The sequence below is a fragment of the Mycetocola sp. Y444 genome (genome assembly GCF_059445295.1).
The window spans coordinates 349,150-372,359 of record NZ_JCAIUB010000001.1 but is presented as its reverse complement, the minus strand read 5'-3'; the positions used below and the strand labels follow the sequence as shown (position 1 = coordinate 372,359).

Below are 23,210 nucleotides of genomic sequence, written 5' to 3'. Positions count from 1 at the left end.
CAGGAAAGAACCCTTTCCGAGGCCCTTTCTGTTCCGTCATGATGGGCGCAACGACGAAGGAAACGAGAATATGCCCACCGAGCCCGCACCTTCACTGCCCGCCGATGCAGCGGAGGGCAGCGACAGGCCTCCCAGGCTGTCTCCCCGACCTTGGTGGGCCCGGATCACGGCGGGGTTCCTGTTGGCGTGCGTGGCCTGGCTGGTGGTCCGGATCGCCGCCGACTCACTGTTCGGGCCGGAATATTCGTTTGTTTCGCACGTCGTTCGCGCCGGACTCACCCTCGTCCTGGTCCTCGTAGGACTCGCCGCGCTGTTGCGTTGGGAGCGAACACAACCCTCGGACTACGAGTTGGGCTACCGGAAAAGGGCACTCTGGGCGCTGTCTGTGGGGGCGCTCAGCTATCTCGTCCCGTTCGCCCTCGCCACATCCGTCGTTATTGGATTCAATCTCGCCCAACTGGAGGTGACCGGAACCCCGCTCATGGCGCTCGGCCAGGGGCTGGCTGTTCTGGCCCTCGTGATCCTTTACGAAGCAATTCCCGAAGAGTTGATTTTTCGCGGATACCTGTTCCGGGTGTTGTCCGAGCGCCTGCCGATCTCGCTGACGATCGTCGTTCAGGCCGTACTGTTCTGCGTAGCCGGCATCATCGTCGGTGCGGCGCCGACTCTCGACCGCGTGCTGCTGTTCTTTGTCTTCTCACTGACGCTGGGCTACCTGCGCCACGTCACGGGGACTGTCTTCGCCACCATCGGGTTCCACGCGATGTTCCAACTGTGTGCCCAGTGGGCGCTCGGCGAGCAATGGGCCACGCTCACCGTCACCGACGTCAGCGGCTGGTTCGCAATCGCCGCGCTCGGCGTCGTCCCATTCGCGTTGGCCCCGGTTGTCGCGGGAATTCTCGATCGGGTGCGCAGGGGGCGGATCAGTGACGAGCTTTAGGCACCGACGCCAGGCCACAACCCTCAGCGACGCTGATCGGCTCTTCGGAACTCCGACAGCAGTGTCTCCACATCCGTTGCCGTCTTCTCCGTCGCATCCGCTATCCGTCGCAAGGAACCGGTGACGCTGATCGCCGTACCGACAATTACCAGTACGACCCCAACGAAAATGATCTCCATGTGCTCAATGTAACGGGCGCGTGTCGCTCGCCGAGCGATTCAGCGCACAGATTTCAGCTCGTTGAGAATCCGCAGGTCGTGCACGTCAACCTGTCGCGGCTGGTACCCCTGACGGAAACGCAACTGCTGCTCGACGGAGAGACACGGCACAGTGACCCCTTCGACGGTTCCCGTCGTGAATCCGTCCGCGGTGTACACAAAGCTCGTGCCCGCGAGCCCCCTCTGGACCCCGCTGCCGTCGGGCGCGAATTCAACAGGATGCAGGTCCACTCGTCTTCCGTCGACTGCGGTGAGCTCGAGTCGTGAGGGTAACCAGTCGACGGTCGTGACGAAACCCTCGCCGGTGAGGAGCGAGAGAAGCGCGCGAAGGTGGCGGGCATCGACAGCGAGGTCCAGATCGCCGTGCTCGCGGGTCTGCCGACCCACTGCCGCATCGACCGCCCAGCCCCCTGCAGCCCACGCGCTGATCCCCGCCTGTGCGACCGACTGGAAGAGTGCGACGACGTCGTTACCGCGCATTATCTCGCCCCATCTGTCGACACTCCTGCCCACAGGTCTACCGGCAACGGATCCGGAAGGCGAGTGGTGCGGCGTCACGGTGTCACGCAGCGAGGCGCGGCCGCCGGACTCCCATCGACCTCACAAAGGGCCCTTCCCCACGAGCGGGTCGCGCCGTTTACTGAGGCCACGACTCGTTGGAACAGAGGAGACGGTATGCGTGGCGTAATGATGTATGGACCAGGAGATGTTCGAACCGAAGAGCGAGAGCCACCCCGGATTATTGAGCCAACCGACGCAGTCATCCGGTTGTCCGCTACGTGCATCTGCGGTTCCGACCTCTGGCCATACCGCGGCGAGGAACCCCTTTTCACCACGCCCCAGGCGATGGGGCATGAATACGTTGGCGTCGTCGAGCAGATCGGGTCGGCCGTGAAAAACGTCAGGGTCGGTGACTTCGTCGTCGGTTCGTTCGTGGCATCCGACAACACCTGTGACATCTGCCTGGCCGGGTACCAGTCGAGATGCATACACAACGTGATGATGGGATCAATCGGCACCCAGGCCGAACTCGCGCGCATTCCGCTGGCCGATGGAACCCTGGTCGCCACTCCTGGCCAGCCGGACGGTGACCTCATCCCGTCGCTGCTGGCCGCGTCGGACGTGCTTGGCACCGGTTGGTATGCCGCGACCGCGGCTGGTGCCGGACCTGGCAGGAGCATTGCCGTGGTCGGTGACGGTGCGGTTGGCCTTTCGGCGATCCTCGCGGCGAAACTGCTCGGAGCGGAGCGGATCATTGCGTTCAGCCGTCATCCCGACCGTCAGAACCTGGCCAGCGCCTTCGGTGCAACCGACATCGTGGAAGAACGGGGCGACGCCGGTGCAGCCAGGGTCAAGGAACTCACCGAAGGTTATGGCGCCCATGGCACGGCAGAGGCGGTTGGGACCCAGGAGTCAATGTGGCAGGCGATTCACAGTACGCGCCCGGGAGGCTACGTCGGATACGTCGGTGTCTCGCACGGAGTCGAGCTCGACGGCTTACAACTGTTCTTCAGCAGCGTTCATCTGCACGGTGGTCCGGCCCCGGTTCGCCACTACCTTCCCGACCTCATCCAGCTGATCTGGGACCGCAGCAGCGACCCGGGAAAGGTGTTCGATCTCACGCTCCCGCTTGAAGACGCGGCCGAGGGCTACCGGGCGATGGACGAACGCCGAGCGACCAAAGTCCTTCTCACCTTCTGACGGCTCCGGGTGCTGCAACCCGAGCGTTCGCCGCTAGTGTCGAGTCGTGTTTGCTCATGAGACAGGTACCGGCACCCGGGTAGTGCTCCTCCACGGATTCGGTCTGGATCATCGATCCTTACTTCCACTGGAGCCGACGTTCGAGCGCTCCGGACAGTGGCAGCGCCTCTACCTCGATCTCCCCGGCGCAACCCGGTCGCCGGCGGGGGCGGTGCGCAGCTCCCAGGACGTCGCGGCCGCGGTGACCGAGGAAATCCGTGCCCGCGTCGGAGATGAGCCGTTTGCCATCCTGGGGAACTCATTCGGCGGGATGATCGCCCGCTACGTCGCTCACGAACTCCGGCAGCAGGTTCTCGGACTGGCCACCATAGCGGGCGTCTTCATCGCACAGCGCGGCGAACGAACCGTGCCGCCGCGAACGGTGCTGACAGAGGCCCCCCGCATCGTGCCGCTTCTCGGTCGAGCGCTGGACCAGTACCGGGAGGACGCCGTCGTCGAATCGACGGATGACGCACGAGCGTTCCTGCAGCACATTTTGCCCGGCCTCGACGGCGCCGATCATCGTGCCCTCGATCGCATTGCGGAACACTACTCTTTCGACCGCGAACCCGAAGACGCCCACCCCGAACCCTTCGTCCAGCCCACGTTGCACATCACCGGCCGGCAGGACGACGTGGTCGGTTATACGGATGCCTGGAACCGGCTCGATCACTACCCGCGTGCGTCGTTCGCCACGCTCGATGCCGCAGGTCACAACATCCTCCTGGAACAGCGCGACCTGTGTTCAGCCCTCGTCGCGGACTGGCTCACAAGAATCCGGCGGGATAGCTAGCGGGACTCTGAGCGCGCTGATCGAGGTGGCAGGAAATCCACGCACTCCGGTCACGCTGGCGGTGGTAGCCAGGCGACATCGTCGAGGCGCACACACTGGCCGAGAACGGCAAGGGCAAGGTCGTTTTCACACAGCCCTGACGCAGTCCCGCACTGTGCGAACATCATTTGTCCGGCGCATTCGTGCCCGGACACATCAGGCCACGGCGGTTACTCGCGGGGTCGGTATCGCAGGGCGACCGCCCCCGAGTGGAACTCATGGCGACCCACAAGCTCAAGCTTGATCTGCTCGCGCAGACCGGCGAGCAGGGTCGGGCCGTGGCCGGCAAGGACCGGTTGCACCAGGAACTCGTACTCGTCGATCAACCCCAGGTCTGCCAATGCCAAGGGAAGTGTCACGCCACCGACCCACAAGCCCTCGCCTGGCTCCTGCTTGAGCCGCTGAACCTCTTGTGCCAGGTCGCCTTGCACCAGCTCAGCATTCCAATCGACTCCGCTCAGCGTGCTCGACACGACGTACTTCTTCGCCCGGTCCATGGTCTCGGCAAACGGCTTCTCCCAGTCATCCATCCAGTCAGGCCACATGCCAGTGGCCGGCTTCCGCCACGCCGACTCCATCATTTCGTAGGTCACCCGGCCGAACAGCAGGGCGTCGGCTCGCTCCATCTCAGTGGTCCAGTAGCGCATCGACTCCTCGTCCGGCGGGAGCCCTGCCTCGTGATGGCAGCAGCCATCGAGTGTGACGTTGATCGAGTATCGAAGCGGTCTCATCTCGTTGCTCTCCATTGATGCGCTGCATGCTTCGCCGGACCGACGCTCAGCCAGACCAGTTTTTGCTTGAACTGCTCATCGCCGAGGATAATCGAGCCCGCCGTTTAACGGCAGTGTCAGCGCACGGATCCCACGTGGCCACGGGCCGCCGGATTAAGTGGAGACGTCGCTTGAAATCTCGAGATGCGCGCGCAATCGGTCGAGGACGTCGCTGACGCTGTGGCCGTCCCACAGAGGGGCCGTTGGGGTCTCCGGGCTCACGCTCGCGCAGCCCTCGCACGATCCTTGATCGCCGCGATGACGTCGGATTTCGCCGCGGCGTAGTCATTCGAATCGTTCCACCGCCGGGTCATCAGGCTTTGCTTGACGTCGGCGTACAGGGCTCGATCCTCAGCGTCAGACCGGAGGTGATCGCGCAGAAGTAGATATTCAGATACCGCGACGGCGCCCCGTTCGTAGATGTGCACGTGCACGTCACGACCGGGGGTGCGGACGAGGCGATGGCCCGGCTCTCGGGTGCGCAACTCGTAGCCCGCCGCCACCAGTTGGTCGAGATAGTTCTCTTCGGCGGTGATGTCGGTGACCGCGACGACGATGTCGATGATCGGCTTCGCTGCGAGGCCAGGGACCGACGTTGACCCGATGTGCTCGACGTCAATGTCTTCCCCTGCCAGCGCTTGAAGGATGTTTGCACGATGCGTGAGATAGTCCGAAGCCCACAGCGGGTCGTAGTCGCGCAGCTCGACGTGGAGTGGTTCAGGGCCGCCGACGAGTTCCAGGGACCTGACATCCTCCCGGATCGATTTGTTCTCGATTTTCATCAGGTGTTCTCCGAGCCTTCGGCTGTACCCCTTTCGGTCGAAGAGGGCAGCCCGCAAACATAACCCAGCACAGCTACCACGTGCAAGAACGTGCCATGTAGACACGCACCGGACGGTTCTTACGACGGCCGCGCGGCTGACGCAGAGAGCTCGAAGACGATCTCCAGTCCGTCTTCCTCGTCCCACTGCTCCCCCGTCTCAACGAACCCGTAGCTGCTGACAAGGGCTCGCGAGGCAGTGTTCTCCGGACTGATGCTGGCACGGACCGTACGCACCTCAGGATGACCCTGCGCAACAGCAAGCAGCGTCTCCAGCGAACGCCTCGCATAGCCTCGTCGACGCAGTAGAGGGTCGACTCGATAGCCGACCTCCACCATGCCCGCCTCGTCGGGTGCGCCGTGGAAGCCCGCTACACCTACCGGCGATGTGACACGAGGGTCGACCATCAATCGGCTAATCCACGGGGCATCCGTCGGAGTATCCGCGATCTGTTTGCTCCGCATGCGCCACAGGCTCCGGCACTCAGGACCCGCCAGATACGGCGACACGAAGCGGGAATCGAACGGGGCGGATTCGCCTGCTGCCAACGCGTGCAGGACGTCCTCGGGTACGGCGTCGAGGTGGAGTTGCGATTGGCTGGGCTCGGGGTGCACCCAAGGGGAACTTGTAATCGTCATTTCCAGCAGTCTGCCATGGACCGACGAGCCGAAAGCCGAGGATGCCCGGATGTGAACGGCGTTGAAGAAGTACCCCCGGTGGGACTCAAACCCGCCGGGAACCGCGAAGAGTCTCGGCCGCTTCACCTCCAGACCCCGACTTTTCAGCGTTTTCGCTCTCCGAAGACCGCCTGCAATCACTCGCTTCACCGATGTTTGTGGGCAGAATGTGGGCACGTCGGGCACACCGGCGGCCCCGTATCGCAGTCGATGCCCTGGTCTGAGTAGCTCGGTCTGCCGGCCCCGTTCCCGTTTCGTGGGCCGCCATGCTGCGGTTCGCAGTTTGTCACGCGCCCATGCGTGTTGGCCCAAACTAGCCGTTGACGAACTTCCCCCGGAGTTCCGTCGCGACATAGTCGCTGTCGCCCGCAAGGGGGACGCCCCTGCCGTGTTGGCCTAGCCTGCGAACGTTGCGAAGGTCCAATGGTTGCCGTCGGGGTCAGCCACTGTGAAGTCGCGCGACGGATAGTCGGTCTGGTCGACCATCTCGCGCACGACTCTCGCGTCCAGTGAAATTGCGCGAGCCAACACCGCGTCTGGATCTGCGGTCACAACGTGCAGCGAGGCAGTCCCCGGCCGACACGGTGTGGGCCGCTCACCGGTGCTTGAGAGCAGGATCCGCCCGCCCTCGGGCCAGTCGAGCTGGCAGTGGTGAATGGCATCCGCACGCTCACCGGGAATCAGAAGGTCTTCGGCGAACCCGAGTTGGAGCAGCCAACCGCGAAGGGCCTGGACGTCATCGCTGACGAGGCTCGCCCAGACGCTGCGCTGCAACACCCTACTAACCCGGACGTTCTTGATTGTCACTAACCCGGACGGTCATGATTGTCAGCGTACGTCTCACGCGCCTGCGGATCAAGGTCCATTCCGGAGCGAACGTGAAGGCGGTCGAACGCATGCTTGGCTATGCATCTGCGGCCATGACTCTTGATACGTACGCAGACCTCTTCGACGACGACCTGGACGCTGTTGCAACCGCCTTGAATCACGCACGAGCTAAAGCGAATGTGGGCACGAGGTGGGCAGACGAGTCGAGTCTGTCCTGGACACCGGTCGAAGAAGCACAGAATCACGCGGATCCGAAGAGCCGTGAATAAGTGCCCCCGGTGGGACTCGAACCCACACTGGAGCGATTTTAAGTCGCCTGTCTCTGCCATTGGACTACGGGGGCGTACCCATCCAGCTTATGGGGAGCGCAGGGGCGCCGAGAACAGGGGGTAACGTCGAAGAGCCCGATCCAGACGCGGATCGGGCTCTTCGACAGAGAACTTACTTGGACGCCGCTACGGCTTCCTGCTCAGGCTTCGCGGCCGCAGGTGCCGCGGGAGCGACAACGGGAGCCTCGTCTGCGGGCTTGGCCGCCGGCTTCGGACGGGAAGCGAACTCCTCGAACGCCGCCCGTGGCCGCTCCACAGCGGAGATACCAACGATGTCGCGGCCGAGGAAGACGTTGGCGACCCAGCCGCCGACAACCCGGAGCTTGCGCTCCCAGCTCGGCATGGCCAGTCCGTGATAGCCACGGTGGGCAACCCAGGCAGGCAGGCCCTTGATCGCGATCTTGCCCGACTGGAAGACACCGATTCCGATGCCGAGACCGGCAACCGCTCCGAGGTTCTTGTGCAGGTATTCCTTGGGCTCTTCTCCGCGGAGAACCGCGACGATGTTCTTGGCCATGAGCTTGCCCTGGCGCACAGCGTGCTGAGCGTTCGGTACGCAGAAGCCGCCGACTCCGCCACCGGAAAGGTCAGGAACGGCGCTGATGTCGCCAGCACCCCATGCATCGGGGATGATGTCGTCTGCGGTACCGACGCGGAGGTCGGGACGGACGACGAGACGACCGCGCTCTTCAATCGGAAGGTCGGTGTTGCGAACGATCTGCGGGTTCGCCATGACACCGGCGGTCCAGACGATGAGGTCTGACTCGAAGGTCTCGCCGGTGGAAAGCTGGATCTTGCCGTCGACAGCGGACTGAAGCTGGGTGTCGAGGTGGACGAGCGCGCCCCGCTCCGCGAGGTTCTTCAGGACCCAGTGGCTGGTCTTGAGGCTGACCTCGGGCATGATGCGGCCCATCGCCTCGATGAGGTGGAACTCGACATCGTCGAACGACAGCTGCGGGTAGAACTTCAGCAGCGAGCTGGCGAACGAACGCAGTTCGGCGAAGACCTCGATACCGGCGAAACCGCCGCCGACGACAACGAAGTTGAGCAGTCGCGCCCGCTCCGGCCCGGCCGGGAGGCTCGCGGCCTTGTCAAAGTTGGCGAGAACGCGGTCGCGGATGGCAACGGCTTCCTCGATGGTCTTGAGCCCGATGGCCTGGTCGGCCACTCCGGGGATGGGGAAGGTGCGGGACACAGCGCCACCGGTCACGACAACGACGTCGTAGTCGAATTCCCACGGCTCGCCGACGGCCGGCGTGATGGTCGCCTTCTTCTCGGCGTGGTTGATGTTCGTCACCTTCGCGGTGACAACCGTGGTCTTCTTGAGGTGACGACGCTGGGCAACAACCGCGTGCCGAGCCTCGATGGAACCAGCGGCGACCTCGGGAAGGAACGGCTGGTAGGTCATGTACGGAAGCGGGTCAACGACCGTGACCTCTGCTTCGCCGCGGCGAAGCCACTTCTCGAGCTTCCACGCTGTATAGAAACCGGCGTAGCCGCCGCCGACGATAAGGATTTTTGGCACGGTGAGAATTCTCCTACTGAGGGTCGCAAGGACTCAAACAGGCTACTACCTGCGAGCCACCCGCTTGAATTGCCGGGTGGCGCCTATGGCACCGAGCACTACTAGGGTAGCAGTTCCGAGGAAGACGGCGAGCGGAATGCTCACGTACAGCAGGGATTCGGTGGTGGGCAGGAACGGATTGTGTGCGTCCGCCACCTTTTCGATCGGGGGCAGCGCAGGCACGCTTCCCTTATCGGTGGGGATTTCGGGCGGCTCAGCCTCGGCCTTTCGGTGCTGCGTGATCCAGGCCGCGAGGTCGCCCATCGGATTCGCATCCACCGGTTGCACCTCCGCCGTCACAGCCCGCGCCGCGTTGACGTATCCGTATCCGTAGATTGGGCTGGGCACGTCGCCCTGGTCTGCCGCCGGCGTCGCTGTGGCGATCAGCCGCTGGATGACGTTGGCGGCATCCATATCCGGGTACTTGGAACGCACGAGAGCGGCGATGCCGGCGACGATGGGCGACGCCCCGCTGGTTCCCGCCCAGGACACGTACGACCCATCGGGCGAGACCCCGACGAGTTCCTCACTGGGCGCCGCCACAGCGAGGGTGATTCCCTGGCTTGACGCGTTCCAGCTGGCAGCGCCGGACGGATCGACGCCAGCGACCACGAGGACACCCGGGATGGTGGCTGGCGCACCGATCTGCTCGGTACCGCTCCCCCGGTTGCCAGCGGCCGCAACGACCACAACATTGTTCTCATTGGCGTAGCTGAACGCTTCGTCCCAGCTTTCTGGCCAGTCCAAGGTGTTCGTTGTCAACGACATGTTGATGACATCAGCGCCATTGTCGACAGCGAATCGAACGGCATCCGCAATCTGGTCCGCGAACGGGACTGTCGAGCCACTCGACTGGAAGCCGACCGAGATCGAAATGAGGTTGGCCTCCGGCGCAGTGCCGATGACACCGTTACCCTCTCCGTTGCCGCGGCCGGCGGCGAGTGATGCGACCCAGCTGCCGTGTGGGTTCTCGTCAGCGCCACCGACGGGGGTGCGACCATCAGGGCTGCCGACTCCCGAAGCGTCATGCCCGGCGACAACCGCACCGTTGAACTCGGCCGGTCCGTTCGCGATCCCTGTGTCGATCACCGCGATCGTGGTACCAGCACCCCGCGTGGTATTCCACGCCTCAGTGACGCCGTAGTTCGCGAGCCAGTATTCGGCGTCCCTGACCGGATCCGCATGAGCGGGCGTCACTCCCGCCGTGACTGAGCCGAACACGAACAGCGCCGCGAGCGCGGCGGGCAGAACACGGTTCTTCGACGGCACAGCATTACCTTCCGGTTGCGACCTCGACGGAGTAGTCGACGCACTGGCAGACGTCAGGGCTCCACTCGGCACGGTCAAGAGCACGATCTCCGATCGGGTTCACCCCGGGCCCCGCAGCGAGCGCATGCCCGACGAGCGCGTGGAGACACTTCACCCTGACCGGCATTCCGCCCGCGGAGATCCCGGCGATTTCAGGGACAACAGCGATGCTCTCCCGATCGGCGATGTAGGCATCATGGGCAGCGGCGTACTCTTCGCGGACGCCCTCGTCCGACGCGAGCAGTTCGTTGTACTCGCCCATCACCTGGGTTGCCTCGAGGGTCGACACTGCAGCGGTCGCTGCCGGGTGGCTGAGGTAGTAGAAAGTGGGGAACGGCGTGCCGTCGTCGAGTCGCGGCGCGGTCGAAACGACTGTAGGAGCACCGCACACGCACCGCGCGGCGATTCCGACGACGTTTCGCGCCTGGCGCCCAAGCTGTGCGGAAACGATCCGGATGTCTTCGTCCGAAACGGGCCCGAAAGGCGGAGTAGTCATCTCTCCATTATCCCTGTCCGGAACCGGAGACAACGTCCGCGTACCCGGCGCTCACGAGCGAGCTCAACATGGACTGGGCCCAGTCCACCTTGGTCTCGGTGAGGCTGTCGGTCACTTGCGGTTCGTCGTCGCCGAACAGTCCGGCATCGACGTCGTTGATCACAATGAAACTGATCTCGCCCGGGTTGACGTAGTACAGGCGGTCCCTCGCCTGGGTCATCACGTAGGTGCTGTCGTTCCAGCGCTCGCGCTCGTCGCGGATCTCGGCGATCTCGGCCTCGTTCTGGTCGACGGATTCCTGGAGAGCCGCAATCTGCTGGCGTTGTTCGATGTACGCCTTGAGGTTGGGCCCGACGACGATGACGCCGAGGACGACAACCCCCATCATCAAGAGGGAGAACCCTGAAAAACGGATGCCGCGAAGCCAGTTCCCCGTTTCGCTCTGGGGTACAGGCACACCGGGCTGTGGCGCGCGGGCCGTACGACCGGCACGAGTGCCGCTCGGGTTGGGACGCTTTGCCACTGTTCCGGTGCCTTTCGTGTGCGTTGTCGTACTGTTCCTGTTGAAAAAACGAGCACTCCCGGCGGCGCACTGCGCCACCGGGAGTGCCGGAAATTACGCCGTGAAGCGCGGGAAAGCGCTGCGGCCTGCGTAGACCGCCGACTCACCCAGCTCTTCTTCGATCCTCAGCAACTGATTGTACTTAGCAACGCGCTCCGAACGAGCAGGCGCACCGGTCTTGATCTGACCCGCGTTCGTCGCGACCGCGAGGTCGGCGATCGTCGTGTCCTCGGTCTCACCTGAGCGGTGCGACAGGATCGCCGTGTAGCTCGAGCGCTGCGCGAGGGCAACGGCGTCGAGCGTCTCGGTGAGGGTACCGATCTGGTTGACCTTGACCAGGATGGAGTTCCCGACCTTGAGGTCGATGCCCTTGCCGAGGCGCGTGGGGTTGGTGACGAAGAGGTCGTCTCCGACGATCTGGACCTTGTCGCCGAGCTCGGCGGTCAGGTGCTGGTAGCCCTCCCAGTCCTCTTCCTCCAGCGGGTCTTCGATGGAGACCAGCGGGTACGCGGCAACGAGCTCTGAGTAGTACGCGCTCAGTTCCTGGGCGGAAAGCTGCTTGCCCTCGAACGTGTATGAGCCGTCCTTGAAGAACTCGGTCGCTGCGACGTCGAGCGCCAGCGCGATGTCTTTACCCGGGGTGTAGCCGGCGTTGGTGATCGCTTCGACGATGAGGTCGAGCGCTGCCCGGTTGCTCGGCAGGTTGGGAGCGAAACCGCCCTCGTCGCCGAGGCCGGTTGCGAGTCCCTTTGACTTGAGCAGCGCCTTGAGCGCGTGGTAGGTCTCGACGCCCCAGCGGAGGCCCTCGGAGAAGCTCTCGGCGCCCAGCGGGACAATCATGAATTCCTGGATGTCAACGTCGTTGTCGGCGTGCGAGCCACCGTTGATGATGTTGAGCAGCGGCACGGGAAGAACGTGCGCGTTGGGTCCACCGAGGTAACGGTAGAGCGGAAGGTCAGCGGCATCCGCTGCAGCCTTCGCCACGGCGAGGCTGACACCGAGGATGGCGTTCGCGCCGATGCGCTCCTTGTTATCGGTGCCGTCAAGTTCGATCAGGATCTTGTCGAGGAGGCGCTGGTCATCTGCTTCGAGACCTTCCACCGCCGGGCTGATCTCGTCGAGGACAGCGTCCACGGCCTTGAGGACGCCCTTGCCCTGGTAACGGTCTGCGTCGCCGTCACGCAATTCGTACGCTTCGAATGCTCCGGTGGACGCGCCGGACGGGACAGCCGCCCTCTGGACGGTTCCGTCGTCAAGCAGAACTTCGACCTCGACGGTCGGGTTGCCCCGGGAGTCAAGAATTTCGCGAGCGCCTACAGCCTCAATGAGTGCCACAGTATTTCTCCTGTTCAAGGTGGTGCCAGTGGATTGTGTGGAGCGACGTTGACCCGCTGCCAGTCTAGCCATGCGCGTTCGTCCGCGGCGGGGGCTGTTGCTGCCGACCAGCCCATGCATAGGCGTCATAATTGCAGGCCGTGCACAACATACGACCGCGCTCTGTCGCATGCTTTGTAGAGTTCCTCAACAAATACGCGCCATCATGTACGTGCCTCGATAACACTGTTAGCTTCGGCCCTGCTGCCAGGGCCACGTCCTCGGGCGCGCATCATTGTCGATGCGAGCCACCCGAGAGCCGGTCACAAACCATGCCTGGCAGTGCGTGACCCTTGCACAGCCCTTGCCCAGCCCCGCCGGTTCTTCCGGCACCCGAACTGACGGTACGTCAACGAAGACAGCTCGAGTTCCGCCCTACACACGGGAACCCTGTCCGATGCCTTCGAGGCGCGCCCGCAGACAGGAGTTTCCTTCGTGAGCAGAACAACCCCGTCAGGTGAAGCACCAGTGCTTGCCTGGAAGATTTCGACAGCGGTCCTTGCCGCGCTGATGCTTGCCGCCCTCGTGTTCTTCTTTTACTTCACGCAGAAGATCACCGACGGGGCCGCGCAGCTGACAGCAGGAGCGTCCAAGGCAGCGGATGGCGCGACGCAGCTTTCCGACGGCGCTGGCGACCTCGATGACGGAGCGACGACGCTCGCAACGGGCGCGCAGAGCGCTGCTGACGGCGCTGTCACGCTGGAAACCGGGGCCCAGACCGCTGCCGACGGAGCCGCGAAGCTGGCGACGGGGGCGCAGAGTGCCGCCGATGGCGCCGTGACCCTGTCGAATGGCGCGACGACGGCGGCTGACGGTGCCGCGAAGCTCTCGACCGGAGCAACCAAGGCCGCAGACGGTGGTAAGACACTCGCCGCAGGAACCGCAACCGCATCCGGCGGTGCCAGCCAGGTCGCCGATGGCTCCACGTCACTGAACGCCGGCGCGCAGGCCCTCTACAACGGGCTGTCCACCAAGGTGGCCCCTGGCGCGACCCAGCTCTCCGCGGGCGCCGCGAAGATCAAGGACGCTATCGAGGCGAAGCTCCACCCGGGTGCGACCCAGGTCGCCGGCGGCGTGTCAAGCGTGAAGACCGCCATCGAAACGAGATTGTCACCGGGCGCGGCGCAGGTTTCCGCCGGGGTCGACAAGATCAAGCTCGCAATTGAAGGCCGCCTCGCGCCGGGTGCCGCGCAGGCTGCGCAAGGGGCAACGAAGGTCCAGGCGGGCGTTACCAAGCTGAGCGCCGGCGCCACGGACGTCGCCACGGGCCTCGGCGACGTGAAAACGAACCTCGATTCGCTGTCGCTTGGCGCAACAAACGTCCACACCAATCTCGGGACTTTGGCGTCTTCCCTGGAAACGCTCGCGCTCGGTCAAACTGACCCTGACCTCAAGGCGACTCTGAACGCCTACGCCGAGTCCGCTCGAAAGATCGAGACCGGTGCCGGACAAGTCAAGTCAGGCTTGAACAAGGTACTCGAGGCAGACAAGTTCCCCGCTCTCGTGACGGGAGCCTCCAATATCGCTACCGGTCTGGGGACTACAGCACCGATCCCCGGCGCTCTCCCCGACGGCGGCCTGCTCTACCAGGCGAACATTCCAGCTCTGACCGCGGGCATCACGCAGATCGCGGGCGGCCTTGGAGCAACAGCGCCGATCGAGGAGACCCTGCCTGACGGCGGGCTTCTCTACGAGAAGAACCTTCCCGCGCTCAGCGCCGGTGCCGCACAGATTCGGGACGGGCTCAGCGATAAGGGACCTGACCTCCTCCCCAACGGGAATCCGGACCCGAAGGGCTTCCCCGGCGGACTGCTCTCGAAGGGAAACCTCCCCACGCTCGCTGCCGGCTCTGCGCAGGTCGCAGCCGGTCTCGGAACAACAGCTCCAACGGCGGGCCTCGAGTCCGGCGGGCTGCTCTACGCGACCAACCTCCCGGCTCTGACCGCGGGCGCTGATGTGCTCAACGCGGGCATCAACAACGACGTCCTCCCCGGAATGGTCAAGCTCCGCGACGGAAGCGTCACGCTCTCTGCGGGGGCGGCATCGCTCTCCGCCGGCGTGAACAAGCTCTTCACCGGCGCAACAACCCTCAATGTGGGACTCGCGGCCCTGCAGACCGGTGCATCCACGCTCTCCGCGGGCAACGACAAGCTGGCAACGGGCGCTGCGACCCTGTCGACGGGCACAGACGCACTCGCCACCGGGTCCGCCACGCTCAACACGGGCCTGGCGGCACTGTCGGCGGGGTCCACCAGCCTCGCCGACGGCACGTCGAAGCTGGCGGACGGGGCAGTGACGCTCAACGACGGCACGGGAACCCTCGCCGACGGAGCAGCATCCCTCGCCGCAGGCAACACGCAGATCGACGATGGCAGCGCCGAGCTGCACAGCGGGGCCGCGACATTCAGCCTCGCCAAACTCGTGGGTTCACCGCTGATCTGGATCGTGCTCCTCTCGATCCTCGCCCTCGGTGCTGCGGCGCTCATCATCCGCCGCATGATCGCTGCCAACCAGCAGGAGGCGTAAGCCACACGAAGAAAGGCCGCCGGACCGGATACACCGGGCCGGCGGCCTCTTCGTTTCCTCGGTGTCAGCCCAGCGGCTTGATCTCCAGATCGCTGACGGATGCCGTTTGCTCGGTGACGAAGGCGAACGAGCTGAATCCCGCGGTCTCGACCCGGGCGAGTAATGCCTTGAGATTCTTGACGCGCGGCTCAAGCCGTACCCGGCGCCCCTCGGCCACCAGTTCGGCCTTCAACGAGACGAGCCGCACCGGCGGAACCGACTTCTCGTAGACGAGGACGAGCGAATCAGCGGCGGATGCCTCTGGCAGCTCGACGAGGTCCACAATCCGCTCGAAACCAATGGAAAACCCGGTAGCCGGAACGTCGGAGCCGAGGAAGCGGCCGATCATGCCGTCGTAACGCCCTCCGCCACCGAGTGAGTAGCCCAGTTCCGGGTGCTCGATCTCGAAAATCGGGCCGGTGTAGTACCCCATGCCGCGCACCAGGAACGGGTCGAAGACGACGAACGGTGCGTCCCCAACCTCGCGGCCGGTCGCGGCCGCGTCGGCCTGCTCGGCTGCGACGCCGATGGACGCCAGTTCAGCGATGACCGCGTCGTCGATGCCGTCGGGCAGCTGGGCACGAATCTGCGCTTCGCCGAATGGCCCGGGGTTCTCGGGGGCGACCCGGGTGAGGAAGAGCTCGAGTGCGTCAACGGCGGCGGATGTCGCGCCGCGGCTTCGCAGTTCCTCGAGCACTCCCCCGACGCCGACCTTGTCGAGCTTGTCGATGGTGATGAGCACCTGTGACCGCTCGGCGGACTCAAAACCGAACACGTCGAGCATGCCGGTGAGCAGTCGCCTGTCGTTGATGCGCACGCGGCAGCCCGTCAGCCCGAGCTCGCGGAGCGCAGCTGCGGTTGCGGTGAGCAGCTCGACCTCGGCGAGCGGACCGGCCTCTCCGATGATGTCGATGTCGCACTGCACGAACTGGCGGTAGCGGCCCTTCTGCGGGCGTTCCGCCCGCCACACCGGAGCGATCTGGATCGACCGGAACACCGGGGGCAGCTCCGCGCGGTGCGTCGCGTAGAAGCGGGCCAGCGGCACGGTGAGGTCGAAGCGAAGTCCGAGGTCGGTCAACGACGACAGGTCCCCTGTGTCCACGGCCTGGGCCAGGTCGTCCGGCGTGAGGCCGCGCTTCTGTACGTTGAAGGCCAGTTTCTCGTTGTCGCCGCCGAGGCCGGAGTGCAGCCGCGCATAGTCCTCGACAACCGGCGTCTCGATCTCGTCGAAACCGAAGTTCGAATACACCCGGCGGATGACGCCGAGTGCGTGTTCTCGCCGCGCCTTCTCTGCCGGGAGGAAATCCCTCATGCCGCGGGGAGGAGTTACGCCAGGAGCCATGCATCAATTCTGGCATGCACCGAAGCCGTGGCCCGCCGCACAGCTGAGCGCTGTCCCAGAGTCAGCCGGGGCGTCAGTCGGCGTCGGGCATCGTGCTGTCGGGCGAGTCCATCGTGGCGGGTTTCCCAGCTCCAGCCCGCCGAAGGTCATCCTGCACGTCACGCAAGGTCGCGCGCAGGGCGCGCTCAGGGTCGAGGCCCTGCTCCTGCGCACGCGACGCTATCGACAACAGCAGCTCACCGAGTTCTCGTTCGTCGTCAAAAACAGGCGATTCGACGGCATCCGTTTGCCGCGGGCGCAGCCCGGCCTGCTTCGCGCGTCCGAGCACCTTGTCCGCGAGCGCGAGCGCCGGCATCGACTGGGGTATGCCCTCGAGGATGCTCGTCCGCGTCGCTTTCTCGCGCGCTTTCGCGGCGCGCCACACCCGGTAGACGTCGTCAACGGTGAGGGCGACTTCGTCGCCGAAGACATGCGGATGCCTGCGAACCATTTTCTCGTTCGCGACACGGGCAACGTCGTCGAGACTGAATTCCTCCCCGGGCGTGCGACGCGCGATCTCGGCGTGGAAGACCACCTGCAGGAGGACATCGCCGAGCTCTTCGAGCAGATCGTCCCTGCCACCGGCTTCGACCGCGTCGATGAGCTCGTAACTCTCCTCGACGAGGTAGGTCACGAGCGACTCGTGGGTCATCGACTGGCTCCACACACACCGGTCGAGCACGGTGCTCATCGACGCGGCGAGCGCGGCCATCTGCGCAACAGATCCGTCACCGTCGGGCGCCTCCGGCGTGTGACCCCCCGCTGCGTTCCTGTCGACGGTCACCGGCGGGAGCGTCCGGTTCGCGCGACCACTATGCGGACAAGCAGATCGCGCAGGTCTGTGAACGGCGGGTAGATGAGCCTGAGGGTGTCCGGCTTCAACGGCTTCGAGAGCACGGCCTTCTGGTGGCTGAACGTGTCGATCGAATACTTGCCGTGGTAGCGCCCGCTGCCGCTCGGGCCGACGCCACCGAACGGGAGCCGCGGGACGAGGAGGTGCGCGGCGGGGATGTTCAGACCGACAGCACCAGACGAGGTCTCCCTGAGGAACCGGCGTTCGACCGACTTGCGCCCGGTGAAGACGTACAGCGCGAGCGGCTTGTCGCGCCCGGTGATGAAGGCGATTGCCTCGCTGACACCGGAGACGTGCACGATCGGAAGGATGGGGCCGAAGATCTCGTCGGTCATCAGCGCGTCATCCGCCGTGACACCGTCGACCACGGTTGGCGCTATGTACCGCGACTGAGTGTCGACGTCACCGCCTATGGCGATTGGACGGTCGGCGATCAGAGCGGCGAGGCGCTCGAAGTGGCGGCCGTTGACGATTCGGCCGAGATCGACACTCTCCTCGGGCCGAGTTCCATAGAACTCGGTGATCGCGTTCTTCAGGTGGGGCAGAAGCGCGGCGGCCGTTGCCTTCGTCGCCAGCAGATAGTCGGGGGCAACGCAGGTCTGACCGGCGTTGAGCATCTTGCCGTAGACGATCCGTCGTGCCGCTCCGGCCAGGTCGGCGTCGTCGTCGACGAACACCGGCGATTTACCGCCGAGCTCAAGGGTGACCGGGGTGAGGTGCTCCGCGGCGGCGCGCGCCACGATACGCCCCACCTGCCCGTTTCCGGTGTAGAAGATGTGGTCGAACTTCTCCCTGAGCAGTTCGGTGGTCTCGTCCACCCCGCCCTCGACGACCCTGACAGCGGACGGATCGACGTACCGCGGAAGAAGTTCGGCCAGCAGCGCCGATGTCGCCGGAGCGAGTTCACTCGGCTTCACGAGTACGGCGTTGCCCGCGGCGAGTGCGCCGATCAGCGGGACGAGTGTGAGCTGTACCGGATAGTTCCACGGTCCGATGACGAGAACGACTCCGAGGGGTTCCCGGATCACCTTCGCGAACGCCGGGGCGACGCTCACCGGAACCGTCACCCGTGAGGGCCGAAGCCATGACCGCAGGTGACGGAGGGTGTAATCGATCTCACCGATCACGAGTCCGAGTTCGGCCAGCTGGGCCTCGGTCGGGTTCTTTGCCAGGTCGGCACCGAGTGCGTCCTCGAGCTCTGTCCCCCGCTCGACGAGCATGCGCCGCAGTGCGCGGAGTTGCTGTACGCGCCAGGCCAGCGGCTTCGTTGTCCCGCTGTCGAAGGTTCGGCGGAGATCCCCGACGGTCGTCTGGATCTCTGTGCGGTAAACGGATGCGGTGGCCTCGGTCAGCGTCACGCCCTCGACTCCTTCGCTGTTGTGGTGGCGGTAGCCGGGGTCGCGGCGTGACCGGTGAATGCGTCCATGCTCGAGTACACGTGGAACACCCGGTCTGCGACCTGGTCCCAGACCGCGGTCGGAAGGACGCCCTTGAGGCCGCGCGCGAGCGACACCGTCCACGGCGTCAGCCGGAACGGCTTGCCGGAGAGCATTGCCTGCCAGGCCCGGGAGACCGCGACGTCCGGCAGCAGGACAGGCGTCATCAGGGGGCCACGAGCCCCCGCGAACATGCCGGTGGCAACGTAGGACGGGCAGAAGGTCGTGATTTTGACGTGGCGGTTTCCGGAGCGCTCGAGCTCGAGGCGCACGGAGTCGCTCCAGCCGATCAGCGCCCACTTCGAGGCCGCGTACACGCTCATTCGCGGGTTGGACAGTGTTCCCGCTGCGGATGCGACGTTGAGAATGCGCTTCTCACGCGCGGCCTCGGTGATCATCGCCGGCAGGAACTCCCTCGTGACGTGCATCGGGGCGAGCGCGTTGATGCGCATCGTCGCTTCGGTGTCGCGCTCCGGGTCGGTGTTCCAGAAATAGTCGTTTCCCCGCACGATTCCTGCGTTGTTGATGAGCACGTCGGGTACCCGGCCCGCCCCAAGTTCGTGACGTGCGGCATCCCGGACATCGTCGAGCTTTGAGACGTCGACCACCCTGGTGTGCACCAGCGTGCCGTAGCCGGAAAGCTCGCTCGCGGTTGTGTCGAGGGCGAGCGCATCGATGTCCCAGAGGGTGACCGATCCGGCGCCCTCGCGGATGGCTCTTTCCGCGTACAGCCTGCCCATTCCCGACGCACCGCCGGTGACCAGGACCCTCGCGTTCGCGACTGAAAATGCCATGTAGAACCTCCGTTGGCTACTCAAAGCCAGACTACTGATCCGTGCCTGAAATTGCTGGTTCGCCGACCGTGATCGATCAGGCTGTCGCCGCGGCATCCTGTGTCGCAACGCCGTTCTTCGACGTATCGGCGACGGGGAAGAGTGCGTCGAGGAACTGCGTGACCCAGGCGATCAGCTCAGCGTCGCCGAGCTTCTCGCCGTGCTTGTCTGGCATCGGCACGATCAGGGCGTTGGCCTGGGCGAGGTACTTGCCACCCGGATACATCCGCCTGAGACGTGCCTGCAGCGAATCGGGCAGGTGCGCCGGCGCTGCCCGAAGGTTCGATCCCATCGCAACGAGCTCGCTGAGTCCGGCGCGCTGGGCACGCTGGCGCAGGCGCGACACGGCGATGAGGTTTTGTACCTGCGCCGGAGGCTCGCCGTACCTGTCGGTCAGCTCGTCGATGACGAGGGCGATCTGGTCGTCCGCCGCGGCGGGCGCGCTCGCGGCCGACAGCTTTTGATACGCCTCGAGCCGCAGCCGCTCGCTGTCGACGTAGTCCTCGGGAATGTGGGCGTCGACGGGCAGCTCAAGCCGAAGCTCGGTCTGCCCCTCGGCCACGTCGCCGCGGAACTCGCTCACGGCCTCCCCGATCATCCGGAGATACAGATCGAATCCGACGCCCGCGATGTGCCCCGCCTGCTCGCCGCCGAGCAGGTTACCCGCTCCGCGGATCTCGAGGTCTTTCATGGCGACCTGGATTCCGCTGCCGAGTTCGTTGTTCGCCGCGATGGTCGAGAGCCGGTCGAGAGCGGTCTCCGACAGCGGCTTGTTCTCGTCGTAAAGGAAGTAGGCATACGCACGCTCGCGTCCGCGGCCGACCCGGCCACGGAGCTGGTGCAGCTGGCTGAGCCCGTACTTGTCGGCACGGTCGATGATGATGGTGTTGGCGTTCTGGATGTCGAGACCGGTCTCGATAATGGTCGTGCAGACGAGCACATCGAACTTGCGCTCCCAGAAGTCGACCACGACGCGCTCGAGCGTCGCCTCAGACAACTGGCCGTGAGCGACGGCGATGCGGGCTTCCGGCACGATCTCGGCGAGTTGAGCAGCGATCCTGTTGATGCTCGATACCCGGTTGTGCACGAAGAAGACCTGGCCTTCCCGCAGCAGCTCCCGGCGGATGGCGGCTCCGACCTGCTTGTCGCTGTACGGACCGACAAAGCTGAGAATCGGATGCCGTTCCTCCGGCGGCGTGGCGAGCGTCGACATTTCGCGGATGCCGGTGACCGCCATTTCGAGGGTGCGCGGAATCGGGGTCGCGCTCATGGCGAGAATGTCGACGTTCTTCTTGAGCTTCTTGAGTGCGTCTTTGTGCTCGACGCCGAACCGCTGCTCCTCATCGATGATGACGAGGCCAAGGTCCTTGAACTTCATGCCCTCGCTGAGCAACCGGTGGGTCCCGATGACGACGTCGACGGTTCCACGCTCAAGACCATCACGCGTTTCCTTGGCTTCCTTGGCGGTCTGGAACCGGCTGAGTGCCCGGAGATGCACGGGGAACCCGGCGAATCGCTCGGAGAATGTCTCGAAGTGCTGCTTGACGAGCAGAGTCGTCGGCACGAGCATCGCGACCTGTTTGCCGTCCTGGACCGCTTTGAATGCCGCGCGAATTGCGACCTCGGTCTTTCCGAAGCCGACGTCGCCCGACAGCAACCGGTCCATCGGGATGGGCCGCTCCATGTCGGCTTTGACCTCGTCGATGGTGGTCAGCTGGTCTGGCGTCTCCGCGAACGGGAAGGCCTCCTCGAGTTCGCGCTGCCACGGGGTGTCCGGGCTGAACGCGAATCCCTTCGACGCCATGCGCGCCGAGTACAGCTTGACGAGGTCGACGGCAATGTCGCGGACCGCCTTGCGGGCACGGCCCTTGGCCTGAGACCAGTCGCTCCCGCCCATCTTCGACAGTTGCGGTGCTTCACCGCCGACGTAGCGGCTGAGCAGGTCGAGCTGGTCGGTTGGCACGAGCAGCTTGTCGCCCGGGTACCCGCGCTTGGACGGCGCGTACTCGATCGTCAGGTATTCGCGGCGGGTCTTGGTCGCGTTGCGTCCGCCGCTTGACACCTCACGCTGGGTGAGTTCGACGAACTTGCCAATGCCGTGTGTCTGGTGGACGACGTAGTCCCCCGCTTTGAGCTGCAGCGGGTCGACGACGTTCTTGCGCCTCGATGCGAGCTTCTTGACCTGCCGCGAGTCGTAGCCGATGGTGCGCCCATAGAACTCGTTCTCGCCGAGCAGCGCGAGTTTGATCTCGGGAAGCTCGAAGCCGGACTCGGTCGTCGCCTGCAGCAGATACGCGACTCCGGGCTCAGGGGACTCGGGGAACTCGTCCACCCGGCGGGCGGCGACCTCGTGCTCGGCGAGCACGTCGACGGCGCGCTCGACCAGCCCGACACCCCGCGCGGTGATGGCGACCGTCCAACCTTCGCGCAGCCGTTCGGCCACGTGGGCGATCGCTCCATCCACGTTGCCGGAGAAACTGGGGACGGTCTCGGCCTCGACCCGCACGGTGAGCAGTTCGTCCAGCTCACGCTCTTCGGGCAGCACGTCGCCAGGGCCTTGCTGGAAGGTGCTGAACGTCCACCAGGGATGGTCAGATGCTGGCTCGCCCGGCCTCGTGAACTTCGTGGCGTCCCTCAGGTCGCCGAGGGTGATGAACTCGCCGCTCGCGAGGTCGATGGGGGCCTGCGCTCCCGCCGTTGCTGCGCTCCACGCGGCGGCGAGGAACTCCCGGTTGGTCTCGGCCAGGCTGATCGCACGAGACGCGACCCGTTCGGGTGAGATCACGGCCACCGCGGTGCCCGCGGGGAAATAGTGGCTGACCGGGACGAGTCGGTCGAGGAGGGCGGGCGCCAGGGACTCCATCCCTTCGACGGGGATGCCGTTGGCGATCTTCTCGAGCATTCCGGACATGCTCGGGAACTCGTGCTGCATTTCCCTGGCGCGCTGGCGCACCGAGTCGGAGAGAAGCAGTTCACGGCTCGGCGGCAGCTCGATGCGGTCGATGACCTCGGGAGTCGACCGCTGGTCGGCGACCGAGAATTCGCGGATCTGCTCCACCTCGTCGCCGAAGAACTCGACTCGATAGGGGTGCTGCGCTGTCGCGGGGAACACGTCGAGGATGCCGCCGCGCACCGCGAACTCACCCCGGCGGGACACCATGTCGACCCGAACGTAAGCGAGATCGACCAGCTGCACAGCGAGCGCTGCGAGGTCGTGGCCCCGGGAACCCGCGATCAGCTCGATCGGTGCGATGTCGGTGAGGTTGTCGGCGACGGGCTGGAGAGCCGCGCGTACCGACGCGACGACGACCAGCGGGGTGTCGCCCTGCCACAGCTTCATGGTGCGCAAGGCAGCGAGCCGTTTGCCGACGATCTCGGCGCTCGGGCTCAGCCGCTCGTGCGGGAGCGTCTCCCACGCCGGGAAGTCGACGATCGTGGCATCCGGAACAACATCGCCGATGGCCGCCCGAAGCAACTCGGAGTCACGACCGGTCGGGGTGACGACAAACAGGGATGCCGGTCGTTCGGACTTTCTCCTGGCATCGATGAGACCGGCGAGCAGGGGCGCGCGTAACCCGTCGGTGACCGAGAAATCGGCGTCACGGGTCGCGTAGGAAAGTGCGTTGTCAAAGGTGGAGGCGCGCGAAAGTGCTGCGATTAAGCCCGAAAGGATCACCGGATCA

20 protein-coding genes, 1 tRNA gene and 1 pseudogene are annotated in these 23,210 nt (G+C 65.1%); 5 read left to right on the top strand and 17 right to left on the bottom strand.

Going from position 1 to position 23,210, the window contains the following annotated elements; translation table 11 throughout:
- The first annotated feature begins 70 nt into the window (after positions 1–70).
- A complete protein-coding gene (locus AC1C2M_RS01760; RefSeq protein WP_495435038.1) occupies positions 71–940 on the top strand; it encodes a CPBP family intramembrane glutamic endopeptidase in 870 nt (289 codons plus the stop codon).
- Between the two features lie 23 nt (positions 941–963).
- Here AC1C2M_RS01760 and AC1C2M_RS01755 read toward each other — a convergent pair whose 3' ends face one another.
- Together AC1C2M_RS01755 and AC1C2M_RS01750 are read right to left on the bottom strand one after the other, a co-directional pair.
- Positions 964–1,119 (bottom strand): hypothetical protein, encoded by a 156-nt coding sequence (locus tag AC1C2M_RS01755; RefSeq protein ID WP_495435037.1) that lies wholly within the window; start codon positions 1,117–1,119, stop codon positions 964–966.
- Between the two features lie 39 nt (positions 1,120–1,158).
- Positions 1,159–1,638: a nucleotidyltransferase domain-containing protein gene (locus AC1C2M_RS01750; protein ID WP_495435036.1), complete on the bottom strand. Its 480-nt coding sequence runs from the start codon at positions 1,636–1,638 to the stop codon at positions 1,159–1,161.
- Positions 1,639–1,833: 195 nt separating this feature from the next.
- Between AC1C2M_RS01750 and AC1C2M_RS01745 the strand changes: the two genes are divergently transcribed.
- Positions 1,834–2,859 (top strand): zinc-dependent alcohol dehydrogenase family protein, encoded by a 1,026-nt coding sequence (locus AC1C2M_RS01745; RefSeq protein ID WP_495435035.1) that lies wholly within the window; start codon positions 1,834–1,836, stop codon positions 2,857–2,859.
- Positions 2,860–2,905: 46 nt separating this feature from the next.
- Entirely contained in the window at positions 2,906–3,691 is a 786-nt protein-coding gene (locus tag AC1C2M_RS01740) for an alpha/beta fold hydrolase (RefSeq protein ID WP_495435034.1), read from the top strand.
- 209 nt (positions 3,692–3,900) lie between these two features.
- Here AC1C2M_RS01740 and AC1C2M_RS01735 read toward each other — a convergent pair whose 3' ends face one another.
- The 4 genes from AC1C2M_RS01735 to AC1C2M_RS01720 all read right to left on the bottom strand — a co-directional run bounded on the left by AC1C2M_RS01735 (position 3,901) and on the right by AC1C2M_RS01720 (position 6,805).
- Entirely contained in the window at positions 3,901–4,461 is a 561-nt protein-coding gene (locus AC1C2M_RS01735; RefSeq protein ID WP_495435033.1) for a dihydrofolate reductase family protein, read from the bottom strand.
- Between the two features lie 257 nt (positions 4,462–4,718).
- Entirely contained in the window at positions 4,719–5,282 is a 564-nt protein-coding gene (locus AC1C2M_RS01730) for a GrpB family protein (protein WP_495434398.1), read from the bottom strand.
- Between the two features lie 119 nt (positions 5,283–5,401).
- Positions 5,402–5,785: a GNAT family N-acetyltransferase gene (locus AC1C2M_RS01725; protein WP_495435032.1), complete on the bottom strand. Its 384-nt coding sequence runs from the start codon at positions 5,783–5,785 to the stop codon at positions 5,402–5,404.
- 609 nt (positions 5,786–6,394) lie between these two features.
- Positions 6,395–6,805, bottom strand: coding sequence for a VOC family protein (locus tag AC1C2M_RS01720; protein WP_495435031.1), 411 nt, complete (start codon positions 6,803–6,805; stop codon positions 6,395–6,397).
- A 56-nt stretch (positions 6,806–6,861) separates the two neighbouring features.
- Here AC1C2M_RS01720 and AC1C2M_RS01715 point away from each other — a divergent pair.
- Positions 6,862–7,095, top strand: a pseudogene (locus AC1C2M_RS01715) (hypothetical protein); the annotation flags it as partial.
- A gap of 1 nt (position 7,096) precedes the next feature.
- Here the strand turns inward: AC1C2M_RS01715 and AC1C2M_RS01710 are convergent.
- From AC1C2M_RS01710 to eno, 6 genes are all read right to left on the bottom strand, one after another.
- Positions 7,097–7,169 (bottom strand) — tRNA-Leu (locus AC1C2M_RS01710).
- 98 nt (positions 7,170–7,267) lie between these two features.
- Positions 7,268–8,680 (bottom strand): NAD(P)/FAD-dependent oxidoreductase, encoded by a 1,413-nt coding sequence (locus tag AC1C2M_RS01705; protein WP_483404668.1) that lies wholly within the window; start codon positions 8,678–8,680, stop codon positions 7,268–7,270.
- Positions 8,681–8,725: 45 nt separating this feature from the next.
- Positions 8,726–9,988: a S8 family serine peptidase gene (locus tag AC1C2M_RS01700; RefSeq protein WP_495435030.1), complete on the bottom strand. Its 1,263-nt coding sequence runs from the start codon at positions 9,986–9,988 to the stop codon at positions 8,726–8,728.
- 4 nt (positions 9,989–9,992) lie between these two features.
- The gene (locus AC1C2M_RS01695; RefSeq protein WP_483404670.1) at positions 9,993–10,523 is read right to left on the bottom strand and encodes a DUF501 domain-containing protein; all 531 of its coding nucleotides are present in this window, start codon (positions 10,521–10,523) and stop codon (positions 9,993–9,995) included.
- A gap of 7 nt (positions 10,524–10,530) precedes the next feature.
- Positions 10,531–11,046, bottom strand: coding sequence for an FtsB family cell division protein (locus AC1C2M_RS01690; protein ID WP_495434394.1), 516 nt, complete (start codon positions 11,044–11,046; stop codon positions 10,531–10,533).
- 93 nt (positions 11,047–11,139) lie between these two features.
- Positions 11,140–12,420 carry a phosphopyruvate hydratase gene (gene eno, locus AC1C2M_RS01685; RefSeq protein ID WP_483404672.1) on the bottom strand — a complete coding sequence of 427 codons (1,281 nt, stop codon included), beginning with the start codon at positions 12,418–12,420 and terminating at the stop codon, positions 11,140–11,142.
- A gap of 474 nt (positions 12,421–12,894) precedes the next feature.
- Between eno and AC1C2M_RS01680 the strand changes: the two genes are divergently transcribed.
- Positions 12,895–14,985, top strand: coding sequence for a hypothetical protein (locus AC1C2M_RS01680; RefSeq protein WP_495435029.1), 2,091 nt, complete (start codon positions 12,895–12,897; stop codon positions 14,983–14,985).
- 64 nt (positions 14,986–15,049) lie between these two features.
- Here AC1C2M_RS01680 and hisS read toward each other — a convergent pair whose 3' ends face one another.
- From hisS to mfd, 5 genes are all read right to left on the bottom strand, one after another.
- The gene (gene hisS / locus AC1C2M_RS01675) at positions 15,050–16,366 is read right to left on the bottom strand and encodes a histidine--tRNA ligase (protein ID WP_495435028.1); all 1,317 of its coding nucleotides are present in this window, start codon (positions 16,364–16,366) and stop codon (positions 15,050–15,052) included.
- A 73-nt stretch (positions 16,367–16,439) separates the two neighbouring features.
- A complete protein-coding gene (locus tag AC1C2M_RS01670) occupies positions 16,440–17,189 on the bottom strand; it encodes a nucleoside triphosphate pyrophosphohydrolase (RefSeq protein ID WP_495435027.1) in 750 nt (249 codons plus the stop codon).
- Positions 17,186–18,616, bottom strand: a complete 1,431-nt coding sequence (locus tag AC1C2M_RS01665; protein ID WP_495435026.1) for an aldehyde dehydrogenase family protein — start codon at positions 18,614–18,616, stop codon at positions 17,186–17,188. The genes AC1C2M_RS01670 and AC1C2M_RS01665 overlap by 4 nt, the downstream gene beginning before the upstream one ends.
- Entirely contained in the window at positions 18,613–19,488 is an 876-nt protein-coding gene (locus AC1C2M_RS01660) for an SDR family NAD(P)-dependent oxidoreductase (protein ID WP_495434389.1), read from the bottom strand. Before AC1C2M_RS01660 ends, AC1C2M_RS01665 begins: the two co-directional genes overlap by 4 nt.
- A 76-nt stretch (positions 19,489–19,564) precedes the next feature.
- Complete coding sequence (gene mfd / locus AC1C2M_RS01655) at positions 19,565–23,203, bottom strand: transcription-repair coupling factor (RefSeq protein ID WP_495435025.1); 3,639 nt, start codon at positions 23,201–23,203, stop codon at positions 19,565–19,567.
- Positions 23,204–23,210: the final 7 nt, after the last annotated feature.